Origin of the sequence: Vibrio sp. 11-4(1) (assembly GCF_013048625.1) — a bacterium.
In the GTDB taxonomy this organism is placed as follows: domain Bacteria; phylum Pseudomonadota; class Gammaproteobacteria; order Enterobacterales; family Vibrionaceae; genus Vibrio; species Vibrio diabolicus.
Window position 1 is genome coordinate 256,789 of record NZ_VHSY01000003.1, and the last position, 14,852, is coordinate 271,640.

The following is a 14,852-nucleotide window of genomic DNA, read 5'->3' on the forward strand; positions in this document are numbered from 1 at the left end:
TAGCAACCCATACGCAAGACTTAAAACAACAAGGAAGAGCAAGCTCTTCCTTTTTTGTATCTGATACCTAATGCCGTGATAAGCGCTAGTAATATCTGTCACTACCGCCATGCAGTTGTGGGTCATCTTCTATTTCATCAAAGCTAACCGCAATCTGCTGATCAGAACCTTGTTTCGACAACAGTACCGTCTCTGCTTCACGGTCGACCACCAATATCGTACCTACGCCCTGCTGGCATTCAACAACCATGCCTTTACGGATTCGACTTGCTTCCATCATCTTCTCCTTCACCACGTTGTTTTGATCAAGTAGTTTTACGAAGCAGAGAAGCCAAAGATCAAAAAAGCCGATCATTTTGATCGGCTTTCTTCTTATTCGAGCTTTCTAGATTACTTTGCGAATTCAACACCAATATTGATGTCGCCATTTAGTGTTTCTAGCATACCGTCTAGTGCAGACTTTTCGTAGTCGCTGAGTTTGCCGTAGCTTAGTACTTCTTCTACGCCTTCTTTACCTAGTTTCACAGGCTGTGCAAAGTAAGTCGCGTGCTCACCGTCGCCTTCAACGTATGCACATTCAACTACGCCTTCTTCACCTTGAAGAGCACGAACTAGAGACAGACCAAAGCGACATGCAGCTTGGCCCATTGATAGTGTTGCACTACCACCACCCGCTTTCGCTTCTACAACTTCGGTACCTGCGTTTTGAATACGTTTCGTTAATGCTTCTACTTCTTCAGCTGTAAAGTCAACGCCTTCCACTTGAGACAGTAGAGGTAAGATCGTTACGCCAGAGTGACCACCGATAACAGGTACGCGAATGTCACCTGGATCTTTGTCTTTAAGCTCTGCAACGAATGTTTCTGAACGGATAACGTCAAGTGTTGTTACACCGAACAAGCGACGCTTATCGTAAACACCCGCTTTCTTAAGTACTTCAGCGGCAATTGGCACTGTTGTATTTACCGGGTTTGTGATGATACCAACACAAGCTTTCGGACAAACAACCGCAATCTTCTCCGCTAGCGACTTAACAATACCAGCATTTACATTGAATAGATCCGCGCGATCCATACCAGGTTTACGAGCAACACCTGCAGAAATCAGCACAACATCCGCACCTTCTAGTGCTGGAGTAGGATCTTCACCCGCGTAACCTTTGATAGAAACTGGCGTCGGGATGTGACTAAGATCAGCAGCCACACCAGGAGTTACTGGAGCAATATCGTATAGGGCTAAATCAGAACCAGCAGGAAGACGGTTCTTAAGTAGAAGGGCCAGGGCTTGACCGATGCCACCAGCGGCACCAATAACGGCTACTTTCATGTAGTTCTCCTTGAGAGTATTTCTCTTATAAACGTATTCGTAGGGTAGTTTGTAACCAACTTAAATAAAGCTATCGGAATCACAACTTGATTACAATCAATTAACGCTAGCTTTGCGACCTCGCGCAACTCGCTGTTACCGTGCTACAAATGGGGCTTGGATTATTCTTTTATTCTGTTGAAATGACAAGGAATTCAAGAAAACAAAAACAGCCCTACTTCATATAGTTAAAGAATTCCATGTGGTATATAGTTTACAGTGACGTAACTAACATAATACTGGGACTCTTTGGCACCGCATGAATATATATGCGAGAATATGCAAAATTGCTGACCCGTAATAAGAGATTCGTAATGACTATGCGCAATTCAGAAAAACAAGACAACTTAGTCCGCGCCTTTAAAGCCCTATTAAAAGAAGAGAGCTTTGGCTCACAGGGTGAGATTGTTGATGCACTCAAACAACAAGGATTTGAAAGCATTAACCAATCGAAAGTATCACGCATGCTGACTAAATTTGGCGCCGTCCGCACACGCAATGCAAAAATGGAAATGGTTTACTGCCTTCCTGCTGAGCTAGGCGTACCGACTGTAAGCAGCTCTTTGCGTGAACTGGTGCTAGACATTGACCATAACGCGGCATTAGTTGTTATCCATACAGGCCCTGGTGCTGCGCAGTTGATTGCTCGCTTGCTTGACTCACTGGGTAAATCCGAAGGTATTCTTGGTGTTGTTGCAGGTGATGATACTATCTTTATCACTCCAACGATGGCGATTACGACTGAACAGTTGTTCAAATCAGTGTGTGAACTGTTCGAATACACTGGCTAAGTTCTTTCACATTTAGATCAGCTAACTCTTTGTGGGCTATAAAAGAAATCTCATTTTGTAGCCCATGATTTATGTAAATTTTTTGCTTATCCTGACCGTTATTTAACCACTTATTTTGTGATTAACATCACGCAATTGATCTTTTTCACTCCGTTCACTTAATGCTTATTAAGTGTTTGTTATAAAAAGAATTAAATCACAAATCTAACACTATCCTCCTGCACAAGATTCAGACTTATCAACTATAACATTTAACAATTGGATAATTTTCTGCCAATTTTTTGTTATGATTCGCTCGCTTTTTCAAACGATTGGATTGGAAAAGATGCCGTTTCCAAATAGGAAACTCCAGAAGTGATTTATGGTTATTTCCGGGTAAATAATGAATATAAGGAAGGGAAATTCATGGCATTTAACAAACTTCTCAAAGTAGGCGCTATCGCTGCAGCAGTAATGGGTGCAGGCGCAGTTAACGCTCAAGAGTTTATTACTATCGGTACTGGCTCTGTTACAGGTGTTTACTACCCTACTGGTGGTGCTATCTGTAAATTGGTCAATAAAGGTCGTAAAGAACACAACATTCGTTGTTCAGTAGAATCGACTGGCGGCTCTATTTACAACGTTAACACTATCCGTGCTGGCGAGTTAGATTTTGGTATCGTGCAATCGGATTGGCAGTACCACGGCTACAATGGTACGAGTAAGTTTGCGGAACAAGGCCCGTACAAAAAGCTACGTGCAATGTTCTCTCTTCATACAGAACCTTTCAACATCATTGCTCGTGCAGATTCAGGTATCGAAAACGTTGAAGACCTAAAAGGTAAGCGCGTAAACATCGGTAACCCTGGCTCTGGTGACCGTGCAACCATGGGCGTTGTTATGGAAGCGATGGGCTGGACAAACGACAGCTTCAAATTGGCTTCTGAGCTAAAGGGCTCTGAGCGTTCTCAAGCACTTTGTGACAACAAAATTGACGCATTCATTTACATGGTGGGTCACCCGAACGGTTCAATCAAAGAAGCAACAACATCATGTGATGCTAAGCTAGTTTCTGCAACAGGCCCGAAAATCGATAAGATTGTTGCTGATAACCCATACTACGCCTTTAGCTCAGTGCCAGCTGGCATGTATCGTGGCACAGACAAAGACGTAAACAGCTTTGGTGTTGCAGCAACGATGGTTACAACAGCAGACGTTTCAGACGATGTCGCTTACAACGTTGCAAAAGCCGTGTTTGAAAACTTCGATACGTTCAAACGTCTACACCCTGCGTTTGCAAACCTGAAAAAAGAAGACATGGTGAAAGCGGGTCTATCTATCCCTCTTCACCCAGGTGCAGAAAAATACTACAAAGAAGTGGGTCTACTTAAGTAACTTCCTCAGACTCCAAACTCACAGGCAGGAAAAGATGGTTTTCTGCCTGTTTGAGCATGCAGGTTGTAGCACGTGCTAACTGCATGCTTCATTCGCCAGTTTTCTTCCGAAAATTGCGAGTTCATACCCAAGAAAAACTTAAACGCCGCCTAGCAGAGTCTCCAAAATTCAACACTTTGAGTTCAGGCAGCAAAATACTCGAAAGCAAACTTCGCTCCATTCGCTACACTGATAAAGGCGAAGTGTGGTTCTCGATAAAAATCCGACAGGACCATCAATAATAAGGAAAAAGTACATGGCGACGAATCAAGCTCCGTCACAAGATGTGCAAGAAATGGTGGCTCAGGCAGACACAGGTGCACGTAGCCCCTCGGGAATGCAAGGACGAATCCTTTGGTTTGTTCCTCTGTGTTGGTCACTATTTCAATTATGGTACGCATCTCCGCTACCATTTATTTTTAATTTCGGCGTACTGAACGACACGGAAGCGCGATCAATCCACCTCACTTTCGCGATCTTCTTGGCTTTCACTGCTTATCCAGCGATGAAAAATTCCCCTCGCGATCATATCCCTCTTGTCGATTGGATATTGGCGCTAGCAGGTAGTTTTTCTGCGGCATATATTTACCTTTTTTATACCGAGCTAGCTGGACGTTCCGGTGCACCAACAACGGCAGATATCGTCGTTGCTGTCATCGGTATGGTTCTCCTTTTAGAGGCAACACGCCGAGCGCTCGGTCCACCACTGATGGTGGTTGCTGCTGTCTTCCTTACTTACACCTTTGCAGGCCCTTACATGCCCGATGTCATCGCGCATAAAGGAGCGAGCTTAAACAAGGCCATGTCTCACTTATGGCTAACAACGGAAGGTGTATTCGGTGTCGCATTAGGCGTTTCAACCTCTTTTGTGTTCTTGTTTGTATTGTTTGGCGCCATGCTGGAACGTGCTGGCGCAGGTGCTTACTTCATTAAAGTCGCCTTTTCTTTACTGGGTCATATGAAAGGTGGTCCTGCAAAAGCGGCCGTTGTTGCATCTGGTTTATCCGGGCTTGTTTCTGGCTCTTCAATCGCAAACGTGGTAACCACTGGTACCTTTACCATCCCATTGATGAAACGTGTCGGTTTTCCGGGCACCAAAGCGGGAGCCGTTGAAGTTGCCGCCTCAACTAATGGTCAGTTAACACCACCAATCATGGGCGCAGCGGCATTCTTGATGGTGGAATATGTCGGTATCTCATACGTTGAGGTGATTAAGGCTGCCCTACTTCCGGCACTTATCTCTTACATCGCTTTGATTTACATCGTTCACCTTGAGGCGTGTAAAGCGGGTATGACAGGTCTTCCTCGTCGCCACAACCCAACGTTAGTACAAAGTTTGCTTTCCTTTACTGGCACAATCTTGGGACTGTGTGTGATCAGCGCATTGGTTTACTACGGAGTGGGTTGGACGAAAGATGTCTTTGGTGATGCCGCGACGCCAATTGTTACGGTTGCCCTGTTAATTGCGTACGTTGGCTTGGTGAAGATCTCAGCAAATCATGTGCAAGATGGCGCAATTGAGATTGATGCAGAGTTAACAGAAGTACCAGATCCTGGCCCAACGGTTAAATCTGGTTTGCACTATCTACTGCCTATCGTTGTATTGGTTTGGTGTCTGACTGTAGAGCGCTTCTCGCCAGGTCTTTCAGCATTCTGGGCAACGGTGTTCATGATTTTCATTTTGCTGACTCAGCGTCCATTGATTGCTCTGTTATCAAAGCAAGGTGACATGATGCAGCAAACCAAAGATGGCTTCGTCGATCTGGCTGAGAGCTTGGTTGCTGGCGCTCGCAATATGATTGGTATCGGCGTTGCAACGGCAGCGGCAGGTACCGTAGTTGGGGTCGTCACCCTAACGGGCATCGGCCTGGTCATGACGGACTTCGTTGAGTTTATCTCTGGCGGTAGCATCATTCTTATGCTGCTGTTTACTGCAATAATCAGCTTGGTTCTTGGGATGGGTCTACCGACAACGGCGAACTACATCGTCGTCTCTACGTTGATGGCACCGGTTATTGTCACGCTAGGTGCAGCACATGGCTTGATCATCCCACTCATTGCGGTGCACTTGTTCGTTTTCTACTTTGGTATTTTGGCCGACGACACCCCACCCGTAGGTCTTGCGGCATTTGCGGCGGCTGCGATTGCTAAATCAGACCCAATTCGTACCGGTATCCAAGGCTTTACTTACGATATTCGAACCGCCATTTTGCCATTCATGTTTGTGTTCAATACCCAGCTACTGTTGATGGGGATAGACTCTTGGTGGCATTTAGCACTCACGGTCATCTCATCGATCATTGCGATGCTGATCTTTTCCGCCGCTACACAAGGATGGTGGTTCACGCGTAACAAGTGGTGGGAAACCGTTCTATTATTAGTACTGACATTTTCGTTTTTCCGTCCTGGTTTTTGGTGGGACATGCTGTATCCAGCGAAAGTTCTTTCTCCTGGCGTTGAGGTAGCTCAAATCACGGAAACGCTAAATGTAGGAGAATCATTGGAGCTACGTGTTGCCGGCGAAAACCTTGAGGGCGACTACATCGAGAAAACGGTTCGTCTTCCATTCGAAGACAGTGCGACAACAGCGGAAGCACGCATTTCGTCTATGGGTCTGATGCTGACCGAAAGCGACAACAAAATGATTGTCGATATGGTCGAGTTTGGTAGCCCGGCAGAGTCTGCAGGTATCGACTTTGATTGGGAGATCAAGTGGGTTATCCAAGACGCAGAACGTCCGATGAAAGAATGGGTATTTGTGCCATGCTTAATGATTTTGCTGGTGCTTGCCATGAACCAAAAACGTCGTGCTCGTAAGGAACAATTGAGCGCATAACCGATTTGGCCCCGAGGAAGGGGCCTTAGTGAGAGACATTGAATGTACAAACAAATTCTTGTTCCGGTTGATCTAAATGACCAAGGCTTTTCAGACCGAGCGGTTGAACTAGCGGTTTGGCAGGCAAAGCAAGCGAATGCGCAAATCCACCTTCTAACAGTATTACCTGGAATTCACATGTCGATGGTTGCTACATACTTCCCAAAAGATGCAGCAGCCAAAATGAAGCAAGACGTGAAGCAGCAATTAAAAGCTTTCGCCAATAAGCATATTGCTGAAGATGTTGTGTACCAAGTGCATGTTGCTGAGGGCAAAGCCTACGCGACGATTCTTGATTATGCAGAGCGCTTGGGCGCTGATCTCATCATTATGCCAAGTCACAAGCGTTCTAAAATCAATAAAGTAATGCTTGGCTCTGTCGCAAGTAAGGTCGTGGAATATTCTCCAATCAATGTGATGGTCGTGAAACCGCAAGGTTAAACAACTAAAGAAACGAAAAAGGACGCTAACATTAGCGTCCTTTTTATATTGAACAAGTAAGGATTATGCCATTACTGGGTAATCGGTATAACCTTCTGCTCCACCTAAATAAAAGTGCTCAGGTTTTGCCCCATTAAGAGGTGCATTTTTCTTAAATCGCTCAACTAAATCAGGGTTGGCGATAAATGGAACGCCAAATGCGACCACATCAACTTGATTTTCTGCAATTGCCGTTGTCGCTTCTTGTGCACTGTAGCCCACGTTCGCCATTAAGTGACCTTGGTAGTTTTCGCGTGCTGGCTTGAGAACATCTGCTTTTTGTACGCCCTTTAGATCCGCACGCATCACGTGCCAATAAGCAAGATCGAAAGCATTAAGTTGCTTAGCTAAGTAACGAACCAAGCCAACCGGATCGCTGTCTTTCATATCATTAAATCCATTTAATGGTGATGTGCGCAGCCCTACTCTTCCAGGTCCCCATACCTCGACCACTTCTTTAACTATCTCAAGTAAGAAACGAGCACGATTTTCGACCGAGCCACCGTACTCATCAGTACGTAAATTCGATCCATCACGAAGAAAGTTATCGATAAGATAACCATTGGCGCCATGTATCTCCACACCATCAAAGCCTGCTCTCTTGGCGTTTTCCGCACCTTGCTTAAACGCTGCCACAATGGAAGCTATCTCATCCACTTCGAGTGCTCGTGGTACCGTATATGCTTGCTTACCTGAAGGGGTATGGACTAACTCATCACGAATGGCTAGTGCGCTCGCTGCAACAGGCGTTTTCCCATCATTCAGTTCAGGATGACAAGCGCGTCCCGCATGCCAAATTTGCAGTACAATCTTACCGCCTCTTTCATGAACCGCATCCGTTACCTTTTTCCAAGCTGCAATTTGTTCTTCGTTATAAATGCCCGGTTCAGCCATAAAAGCAGACGTTCCTTCCATCACCATGGTGCATTCTGCAATGATAAGTCCAGCACTCGCGCGTTGAGCATAGTACTCAACCATAAGGTCATTCGGGATATGATCTGCGCTGGCACGAGCGCGCGTTAAAGGGGCCATAATGGCACGGTTATCTAATGCTAATTGACCGAGTTCGATAGGAGAAAATAAGTCTACAGAGTTGGACATGTTGTTTACCTCAAATGACAATAACTTGATGGCTAAGGATGAGGAGCCAGACTATAATCAGATCAATATTGAAACAATATGGATAATTGAAAGTGATTGTTCGAAATTTAGAAACAATTGACTTTAGGACGCTCTCTATCTTTGTCACAAGCTGTCGACTACTGAGCTTAACCAAGTGCGCGCTGGAGTTAAACCTACCAAAATCTACTGTTAGTAAAGCCATAACCAAACTCGAACAACACTTTGAAGCCAAGCTCCTAGAGCGCACGACCCGAAAGTTGGTTATTACCGAAGCTGGTCAAATGGTTTTAGAGCGTGCTGCAAGCTTAGTTGAGGAATTTCACTCGATTGGTCAAGACGTTCAGGAAATGGAACAGCAGATCCAAGGTCGGCTTCGCATTGCTGCGCCACCAGCCTTGGATGCGTATATGGCTGAGCACATCTTTTTACCATTTTTAAAACAACGGCCAAAAGTACAAATTGCGTTAGAAGCATCGAACGATTTTGTTGATCTGTTTTCACACGGTTTTGATATGGCAATTCGAGTCGGCCAGATCGTCGATGATCGACTGATTGCTAAAAAATTGGGTTACACCACCCGAGTATTGGCCGCCAGTCCTGAGTATTTAGCTGAGTGTGGCGTACCTAAAACGCCAGAAGATCTGACAACACACAACTGTTTAAGATATCAGTATGTTTCAGAGATAGGCCCTTGGACGTTGATTTCTCAGGACAACACGGTCAACGTCTCGGTAAGCAGTAACTTCTCTAGCACCACCGTAGAAGCGGTATTAAAAGGCGCGCTCAAAGGATTGGGAATCGCTAACTTACCTATGCAAAACATGACGCAAGAGCTGGAAAATGGCTCCTTAGTCAGAGTCTTACCTCAATGGCACACGGTACCAATGCCCATTTATTTAGTCTATCGTCCTGGCGCAAACCGAACGCGACGAGTACAAGCGATGATTGACCATATCATGAGCCTAAGATCTCAGTTTGAATTTGGTCCTCGACATGGTTTGTGTTGCGGTGAAGCATAATCCCGCCACCATTGAGCATTAGCGTGCGGCTCGGATAAATGCCGCAAGCTTCTCACTAGCATGCTGTTCACTCAATGCAGACATACTATCCGCCGCTTCCACTTTGCCATCAGCCACAAACACAAAGTGGCTGGCAATGGCTTTGGCATCGCTTAAATGGTGCGTGACCATCAATACGGTTATTCCCCGCTCTGCCGCCAGTTTTTTTACCAAGCTCAGCATCTCTTCACGTAAAACCGGATCAAGCGCCGAGAAAGGCTCATCCAACAGCCACATGGGATGAGGCTGAACAAAACAACGCGCCAAGGCAACACGTTGACGCTGCCCTCCAGAAAGGTGCTCAGGCAAACGGTTGAGGTACTCTGCAACGCCAACTTGCTGCGCCGCTTGTTCAACCTGACGTTTTTGGTCTACCGTAAGCTTTAGCCCTGGGTGTAAACCTAAGCCAATGTTGTCACGCACCGACAAGTGAGAAAACAAGTTATGCTCTTGGAACAGCATGGAGAAAGGACGCTGATAAGGCTCTTTGCGCACAATCGACTCACCATCAACCCGAATGTCACCTTGGTCAGGATGGATAAATCCTGCAACCAGAGCCAGCAAGGTTGATTTCCCTGCCCCACTTGGTCCCATCAGCGACACTATCTGACCTTGCTCAATCGTTAAGTCAAAACGAAACAGCTCACGTTGGTAGGTGTACTGCACATCATCCAACACTAACATTACGCTCTCTCCTTCGTTTTCAATACTTTCTCAATCAAGGCAAAACAGCCCACACTCAACCACAACAAGGTCACCGATACCACCGCAGCCGCTTCCATCTGATAGCTGCCAAGTAACTGGAACAAATACAGAGGCAAAGTGCGGAACTCTTGCCCGCCAAACAACGCGATAGCACTTAAATCGCCAATCGCAAACATAAAGCTGATCGCAAACGCATGTGCGAATGGCTTGCGCAGCGCCTGCCACTCCACCACTTTAAAGCGTTGCCAGCCACGCATGCCTAAGCTGGCACACACATACTGGTATTGCTGCTCGATGTGCAGCATTGGCTGTGCCAGCGTTTTGATCACGTAAGGCAAAGCCATCAAACCATTTACCAAAATCACAACAAAAAACGCCAAGCTAAAAACATCGGTAAATGATCGCAACAGCAAGAATAATCCGGTGCTAATCACCAAACCTGGCGTCACCAAAATAATGGTGCCGATTAGCTCAATCTGATCGGCTCGCGTGTTTTTGTACTGCAACCGCCAACGGCGACTGGTCAACAATATAGACACGCCCGCAGCGACCGCAAGCGCACTGGCTAACCCTGCCACTTTGAGTGAGTTAAATAACGCAGACCAAAAACGTTCATCGGTTAACACCGTCCAAACTTGTTGGTTGATGCCACTCAGTAACACCATCAATAACGGTGGTATCACCAGTAAAAAGGCACCTATGATCCAAAAGCTATCCCAAGCTTTTGACCACCCATGATCCTTCGTTAAATATTGCTGTACCGATGTGCTGCCAGCACTGATAGAAACAGGCTTTGTTAACTTCTGCACTCCAATGGCAAGCAGTCCACATAACAGCATCTGCCACAGCGCCAATAACGCCCCAGCTTGTAAATCAAAATCAAACTTAATCGCTTGGTAAATTGCCAATTCAATGGTGGTGGATTTTGGCCCGCCTCCCAATGCCATTACAGTGGCGAAACTGGTGAAGCACAGCATAAATACCAAACCACAAACGTGGGGAAGTTGCTGTCTTAAACGCGGCCATTCCACCCAACGAAACTTATTCCAATGGTTCATACCTAAATGCGCACACAGCTTATGCTGCTCGGCAGGAATAGATTCTAATGCTTGCAACAGCAAGCGCGCCGCGTAAGGTAAATTAAAGAACACATGGGCGAGTAAAATTCCGTTCAAACCGTAAATAGAAAATGGCAGTTTAGTATCGAAACTTTGCAACCACTGCGCTAACAAACCGCTGTTGCCATAAATCGCTAACAGCCCGAAAACACCAACCAAAACAGGCAAAACTAGCGTCGATGCAAACAGCTTAAGCAGTAATGACTTACCCCAAAATTGGCGACGTGAAAGCGCGTGCGCAACTGGAATGGCAAAGCCAACACTGAGCAATGTGGAAAGAAAAGCTTGGTAGAAGCTGAACTTGGTGACATGTTGATAATACGGGTCGTCCCATACCACAGACACATCAAGTGAAGGGGCTTGAACAATCAAAGCACCTAGGGCAGAAACAACAAAGGCCGCGATGATCATCGCGACCCCTAAACCTATTTTTGGAACAGAATTCAAAGGTAAAACCTATCTCATTCAGATGAGGGGTGGAACGTCAGCTAAAACGTCAGTGCGCTTTGCCATTCGCGAATCCAAGACTTACGCATTTTTGCCACTTCATCAGCACTAAAGCTCAACGACTTGTTTGGAACGCTCAAGGTTTCAAAACCTTTAGGTAACTCAACGTCTGTAACAGGGTACATCCAGTTACCCGTTGGCATCGCTGACTGGAACTCATCACTTAAAATGAAATTCATAAATTGATCAGCAAGTTCTGAATTTTTTGCCCCTTTCACTTTAGCGGCGACTTCAACTTGCATGTAGTGACCTTCAGCAAAATTCGCCGTCGCAAACTTTGAATCGTTTTCCGCAATTAAGTGGTACGCAGGTGACGTAGTGTAAGAAAGCACTAAGTCCGACTCGCCGTTAAGGAACATGGAATACGCTTCTGACCAACCTTTCGTGACCGTTACGGTTTTGCTCGCTAGCTTCTGCCACGCTTGCGTCACATCGTCGCCATAGATGGATTTCATCCACAGCATCAAGCCTTGGCCAGGCGTTGACGTACGCGGATCTTGATAAATCACTTTTAAATCGTCGCGCGTTTCCACCAGCTCTTTCATGCTTTTCGGCGGATTAGCCATTTTCTCTGTGTTGTACACAAACGCGAAGTAGCCGTAATCGTACGGTACAAACGTCGTGTCGCTCCAACCATTTGGTAGCACTGTGTTGGCCGTATCCACATTGTGCTCGGTAAGCAGACCGGTTTTCTTCGCTTCGGCCATCAGGTTGTTATCCAAACCTAACACGATGTCGGCTTTGCTATTACCGCCTTCAAGACGAAGACGATTCAGGATCGACACACCATCGTCCAACGCCACGAAGTTAACGTCACAGCTACATATTGCTTCAAAAGCTTGCTCGATTTTAGGACCCGGCCCCCAATCTGCGGCAAAAGAGTCGTAGGTATAGATGGTTAATGTGTTTTCAGCGGCAAACGCTGAAGTAGAGGTGATTGCAGCTAGGGCAATCAGATTTAGAGTGGGTTTCACTGCTCGCTCTCCATGAGTATTTCAGAGAAATAAGTTGAGCGGCACAGGGTTGAGGCGGCTATTAAGGACTTCCAATATCCAGACTCAATTCCTACGCCAGCATTATCTGGTTCAGGTAATACGGGTCCCTAGTTAAGAACTTAGGTCTCAGCGCCCAAATGCATTGATTGACTCAATGCTAAATGGGTTTGCTCCCCGATGAGTTGGATGGATTGTAAAGGTATTTGAGTGGTTACACAATCAGCTCACGAACGCTGGTCATAACCCCAACGAGGCACTAAACCTTGCTCAATACCTAAGTGGTCGAGAATTCTCGCCACCATAAAATCCACTAAGTCTTCAATGCTCTTTGGCTGATGATAGAAGCCCGGAGCCGCTGGCATGATGGTCACGCCCATTTGCGATAGCTTGTGCATGTTCTCCAGATGCAGCGTTGAAAATGGCGTTTCGCGAACGACGAGCAACAACTGCCCACGCTCTTTCATCACCACGTCAGCGGCGCGCTCAATCAAGTTATCCGACATACCATGCGCAATCGCCGCAACACTTCCCGCAGAACATGGGCAAACCACCATTTGCTTTGGTGCCGCAGAGCCAGATGCTACCGGTGAGAACCAGTCATCTTTACCACAAACGGTGATGTTATCGGGATTGCAGTTCAGGTGCTCTACCAACGCTTGCTTTGCGGCTTCTGGCCCACTTGGCAGCTTAAGGTTGTGTTCGGTTGCCATCACGACACGAGCCGCCGAAGAGATCAGAACGTAGACATGATAATCCGCCGCGACCAAACATTCTAAAAGTCGCAGACCATAAGGCGCACCAGATGCTCCAGTTAACGCTAAAGTGATGGCTTTTTCTGCTTGCTGCTGTTTGTTTTGCATAAAATCAGACTTTTTGTTTAAGTTGCTCGAGGATCTTGCCGTGAATACCGCCAAAGCCACCATTACTCATCACCAGAATTTGGTCACCTGGCTGCGCTCGTTCAACGATTTTCGCTACAAAGTTATCGATGTCAGCGTCAACAAAAGCAGGTTGCTGACATTGTTCCGCGATATCTTGCACCGACCATTCGATGTTGTCTGGTTGGAATAAGAACACTTCATCTGCGCTGTGTAGTGAATCCGCGAGTGTGTTTTTGTGCACGCCGCGCTTCATAGTGGCAGAACGAGGTTCCAACACGGCAAGAATGCGTTTTTCGCCTACCTTGTTACGCAAACCACCGACGGTGAGTTCAATTGCCGTTGGGTGATGCGCAAAATCATCGTAAACCGTCACACCTTGCTCTTCACCTTTTAACTCAAGACGGCGCTTGGTGTTAATGAAACGGCCCAGAGCCTGACACGCAAGCTCCGGCGTTACGCCAACGTGTCGCGCCGCGGCAATCGCCATTAACGCATTATCAACGTTATGATCACCCACCAAATCCCATTCGACGGTACCGACCTTCTCTCCTTGTAGAGCAACTTCAAATTTTGAGCCATCGACCACTAATTTGTGCGCCTGCCAGTCGCCATCAACACCTGAAAACTGCTTTTCTGTCCAGCAACCACGCTCTAATACATCCGCCAAAGCTTGGTCTTGCTTCGGAGCTAAGATTAAGCCATTGCCGGGAACCGTTCGCACTAAATGATGGAATTGGCGCTTGATCGCCTCTAGATCATCGAAGATGTCAGCATGATCAAACTCAAGGTTGTTCATGATTAAGGTTCGAGGATGGTAGTGCACAAACTTAGAACGCTTATCGAAAAAAGCACTGTCATATTCGTCCGCTTCAACGACAAAAAACATGCTTTCGCCCAAACGAGCAGAGACTCCAAAGTTACCAAGTACTCCACCAACTAGGAAACCAGGTTGATAACCGCAGTCTTCGAGTATCCAAGCCAGCATGCTCGACGTAGTCGTTTTACCGTGTGTACCCGATACCGCCAATACCCAGCGATCGTGCAGCAAAAACTCGTTGAGCCACTGCGGACCAGAGGTGTAGCGCATGTTGGTATTGAGCACATGTTCAACACATGGGTTACCACGGCTCATGGCATTACCGATCACCACAAGGTCTGGTTGAGGGTCGAGTTGAGACGGGTCGAAGCCTTCAATAATTTCAATACCTTGAGACTCAAGCAACGTGCTCATCGGTGGGTAAACGTTGGCATCAGAACCAGTGACTTTATGCCCTAATTGGCGCGCTAAAATCGCAGCGCCGCCCATAAATGTGCCACAGATACCCAAGATATGAATGTGCATAAACTAAACCTTGTAATGCGTTCTTTAATGCTTTCATTATCGCGATCACAACCAGAAAAGCGAGAGACTTTAGCCTTCTTCTTGCAGTCCCTTTCACAAATATGACAAGGTTGAACACAGACTGTACAACCTCTTGCTTACTGATGAATCCCTCAAACAAGTCTACAAATAAATTGAGATCTCAAACAGTTACTTCATTA

Annotated in this window: 13 protein-coding genes and 1 riboswitch; of the genes, 5 read left to right on the forward strand and 8 right to left on the reverse strand. The window is 46.4% G+C overall.

The window, feature by feature from the left end; translation table 11 throughout:
• Positions 1 to 85: 85 nt before the first annotated feature.
• A complete protein-coding gene (locus tag FKN16_RS07490) occupies positions 86 to 277 on the reverse strand; it encodes a hypothetical protein (protein ID WP_005392299.1) in 192 nt (63 codons plus the stop codon).
• Between the two features lie 113 nt (positions 278 to 390).
• On the reverse strand, positions 391 to 1,326 hold the full coding sequence (gene mdh / locus FKN16_RS07495; RefSeq protein ID WP_046874036.1) for a malate dehydrogenase: 936 nt from the start codon (positions 1,324 to 1,326) through the stop codon (positions 391 to 393).
• A gap of 359 nt (positions 1,327 to 1,685) precedes the next feature.
• Between mdh and argR the strand changes: the two genes are divergently transcribed.
• The 4 genes from argR to FKN16_RS07515 all read left to right on the forward strand — a co-directional run bounded on the left by argR (position 1,686) and on the right by FKN16_RS07515 (position 6,885).
• Positions 1,686 to 2,156 carry a transcriptional regulator ArgR gene (gene argR / locus FKN16_RS07500; RefSeq protein WP_031780246.1) on the forward strand — a complete coding sequence of 157 codons (471 nt, stop codon included), beginning with the start codon at positions 1,686 to 1,688 and terminating at the stop codon, positions 2,154 to 2,156.
• 405 nt (positions 2,157 to 2,561) lie between these two features.
• Positions 2,562 to 3,530 (forward strand): TAXI family TRAP transporter solute-binding subunit, encoded by a 969-nt coding sequence (locus tag FKN16_RS07505; RefSeq protein ID WP_005392302.1) that lies wholly within the window; start codon positions 2,562 to 2,564, stop codon positions 3,528 to 3,530.
• A gap of 295 nt (positions 3,531 to 3,825) precedes the next feature.
• Entirely contained in the window at positions 3,826 to 6,405 is a 2,580-nt protein-coding gene (locus FKN16_RS07510; RefSeq protein ID WP_048626597.1) for a TRAP transporter permease, read from the forward strand.
• 42 nt (positions 6,406 to 6,447) lie between these two features.
• A complete protein-coding gene (locus tag FKN16_RS07515) occupies positions 6,448 to 6,885 on the forward strand; it encodes a universal stress protein (RefSeq protein WP_005392306.1) in 438 nt (145 codons plus the stop codon).
• Between the two features lie 63 nt (positions 6,886 to 6,948).
• Here the strand turns inward: FKN16_RS07515 and FKN16_RS07520 are convergent, their stop codons facing one another.
• On the reverse strand, positions 6,949 to 8,025 hold the full coding sequence (locus FKN16_RS07520; RefSeq protein WP_104971221.1) for an alkene reductase: 1,077 nt from the start codon (positions 8,023 to 8,025) through the stop codon (positions 6,949 to 6,951).
• A 92-nt stretch (positions 8,026 to 8,117) separates the two neighbouring features.
• Between FKN16_RS07520 and FKN16_RS07525 the strand changes: the two genes are divergently transcribed.
• On the forward strand, positions 8,118 to 9,065 hold the full coding sequence (locus FKN16_RS07525) for a LysR family transcriptional regulator (RefSeq protein WP_170902402.1): 948 nt from the start codon (positions 8,118 to 8,120) through the stop codon (positions 9,063 to 9,065).
• 18 nt (positions 9,066 to 9,083) lie between these two features.
• Here the strand turns inward: FKN16_RS07525 and thiQ are convergent, their stop codons facing one another.
• The 5 genes from thiQ to mpl form a co-directional block, all read right to left on the reverse strand.
• Positions 9,084 to 9,788, reverse strand: a complete 705-nt coding sequence (gene thiQ, locus FKN16_RS07530; RefSeq protein ID WP_170902403.1) for a thiamine ABC transporter ATP-binding protein — start codon at positions 9,786 to 9,788, stop codon at positions 9,084 to 9,086.
• Positions 9,788 to 11,374 carry a thiamine/thiamine pyrophosphate ABC transporter permease ThiP gene (thiP, locus tag FKN16_RS07535; protein ID WP_170902404.1) on the reverse strand — a complete coding sequence of 529 codons (1,587 nt, stop codon included), beginning with the start codon at positions 11,372 to 11,374 and terminating at the stop codon, positions 9,788 to 9,790. Before thiP ends, thiQ begins: the two co-directional genes overlap by 1 nt.
• A gap of 41 nt (positions 11,375 to 11,415) precedes the next feature.
• Positions 11,416 to 12,408 (reverse strand): thiamine ABC transporter substrate binding subunit, encoded by a 993-nt coding sequence (thiB, locus tag FKN16_RS07540; protein ID WP_170902405.1) that lies wholly within the window; start codon positions 12,406 to 12,408, stop codon positions 11,416 to 11,418.
• A 71-nt stretch (positions 12,409 to 12,479) separates the two neighbouring features.
• Positions 12,480 to 12,616, reverse strand: a riboswitch (TPP riboswitch).
• Between the two features lie 37 nt (positions 12,617 to 12,653).
• The gene (locus FKN16_RS07545) at positions 12,654 to 13,289 is read right to left on the reverse strand and encodes a flavin prenyltransferase UbiX (RefSeq protein WP_046874042.1); all 636 of its coding nucleotides are present in this window, start codon (positions 13,287 to 13,289) and stop codon (positions 12,654 to 12,656) included.
• A gap of 4 nt (positions 13,290 to 13,293) precedes the next feature.
• Complete coding sequence (gene mpl, locus FKN16_RS07550; protein ID WP_170902406.1) at positions 13,294 to 14,652, reverse strand: UDP-N-acetylmuramate:L-alanyl-gamma-D-glutamyl-meso-diaminopimelate ligase; 1,359 nt, start codon at positions 14,650 to 14,652, stop codon at positions 13,294 to 13,296.
• Positions 14,653 to 14,852: the final 200 nt, after the last annotated feature.

Coding starts and splice junctions, on each gene's coding strand:
- FKN16_RS07520 (WP_104971221.1), bottom strand. CDS start 8,025: ATGTCCAACTCTGTAGACTTATTTTCTCCTATCGAACTCGGTCAATTA.
- FKN16_RS07510 (WP_048626597.1), top strand. CDS start 3,826: ATGGCGACGAATCAAGCTCCGTCACAAGATGTGCAAGAAATGGTGGCT.
- FKN16_RS07515 (WP_005392306.1), top strand. CDS start 6,448: ATGTACAAACAAATTCTTGTTCCGGTTGATCTAAATGACCAAGGCTTT.
- mpl (WP_170902406.1), bottom strand. CDS start 14,652: ATGCACATTCATATCTTGGGTATCTGTGGCACATTTATGGGCGGCGCT.
- argR (WP_031780246.1), top strand. CDS start 1,686: ATGCGCAATTCAGAAAAACAAGACAACTTAGTCCGCGCCTTTAAAGCC.
- FKN16_RS07505 (WP_005392302.1), top strand. CDS start 2,562: ATGGCATTTAACAAACTTCTCAAAGTAGGCGCTATCGCTGCAGCAGTA.
- thiQ (WP_170902403.1), bottom strand. CDS start 9,788: ATGTTAGTGTTGGATGATGTGCAGTACACCTACCAACGTGAGCTGTTT.
- FKN16_RS07490 (WP_005392299.1), bottom strand. CDS start 277: ATGGAAGCAAGTCGAATCCGTAAAGGCATGGTTGTTGAATGCCAGCAG.
- FKN16_RS07545 (WP_046874042.1), bottom strand. CDS start 13,289: ATGCAAAACAAACAGCAGCAAGCAGAAAAAGCCATCACTTTAGCGTTA.
- mdh (WP_046874036.1), bottom strand. CDS start 1,326: ATGAAAGTAGCCGTTATTGGTGCCGCTGGTGGCATCGGTCAAGCCCTG.